The 810-nt window shown below is 72.3% G+C and carries 1 pseudogene; it reads left to right on the forward strand.

Annotation, left to right across the window (positions count from 1 at the left end):
* Nucleotides 1-170 precede the first annotated feature (170 nt).
* Nucleotides 171-810 (forward strand): annotated as a pseudogene (locus D7V93_RS45715) (hypothetical protein); the annotation flags it as partial.

Below are 810 nucleotides of genomic sequence, written 5' to 3' on the forward strand. Positions count from 1 at the left end.
GGGGGAGTCTTCTCACAACCCGTAAGGGCTCCCAAGGCGAGGACCAGCGCGCCGGACGACAGCCAGAGCTGGCGGGTAGGACGACGGAAGGGACGCAGCGAGAGAAGGTTCGGGGTCACGGCCCGGCCTTTAGCACATCCCCGCCGTGGTAGCGTGAGCCAATGACGGGCATGAAAGGCAAGGATTTCAAGCCTTTACGAGAACAAACGGAGGGCGGCTCTGCCTCCGGCCGGGACGACTCCAGGGGACGGGGGCTGCCCTGGCAGTTGTGGCGCGAGATGCGCGGCGGCGCCGAGCACTTCCAGCAGGTGCGGGGCCAGCTTCCCCAGGGGCGCATCCGCCAGTTCTTCTACGGCGCGAGCCTGCCCTTCCACATCGCGCGGACGACGCTGAAGGATCCGCCGACGCGGGCGCGCTACGTGCGGGTGACGGCCCTCCAGACGGCGTTCCTGCTGGCCCTCACCGCGGGCTGGGTGGTGGTGACCCACGACGACCCGACGCCCGAGGACGAGCCCCAGGTGACGGAGTCGACGCCGGAATCCCGGGCCCGGCGCCGCGCGGCCGAGGCGCGCATCGAGCAGCGGGCCCGTGAACTCGAGGCCACGCTCAAGGCGCACAGGGGCCAGGACGCACAGAAGGGCGACAACGCCGCCGTCGCCGCCGCGATGGGCGCGCTCCTCGCGGAGGCCGTCAACGCGGAGAAGGCGGGCGACGTCTCCGCGGAGGAAGCCGTGATCGTCGCCGGGGACGCGGTGGGGAAGGCCGGGGAGAACGCCGCCGGGCCCACCCCGCCCGCATCCGGCGAGGCCC

Origin of the sequence: Corallococcus llansteffanensis (assembly GCF_003612055.1) — a bacterium.
Lineage (GTDB): Bacteria > Myxococcota > Myxococcia > Myxococcales > Myxococcaceae > Corallococcus > Corallococcus llansteffanensis.